Annotated in this window: 1 protein-coding gene; it reads left to right on the forward strand. The window is 53.3% G+C overall.

Annotated elements, in window-relative coordinates:
- Positions 1–261 (forward strand): TIGR04211 family SH3 domain-containing protein (locus AOA60_RS22210; RefSeq protein ID WP_143522474.1); only part of this gene is annotated, 261 nt, incomplete at both ends.

Consider the following 261-nt stretch of genomic DNA (forward strand, 5'->3'; position numbering starts at 1 on the left):
TCTCGTGGGCTCGGTTAACGCCGGCGAGGAAGTGACCTTATTACAAACTGACGCCAACACCAATTATGCCCAGGTGAAAGACAGCTCTGGCCGTACCGCCTGGATCCCGTTGAAACAACTTAGCACTGAGCCAAGCCTGCGCTCCCGTGTGCCAGATCTGGAAAATCAGGTCAAAACCCTGACCGATAAACTCACCAATATCGATAACACCTGGAATCAGCGCACCGCAGAAATGCAGCAAAAAGTGGCGCAGAGCGACAG

This window comes from Pseudomonas sp. 2822-17 (assembly GCF_002742485.1).
Lineage (GTDB): Bacteria > Pseudomonadota > Gammaproteobacteria > Pseudomonadales > Pseudomonadaceae > Aquipseudomonas > Aquipseudomonas cyclaminis.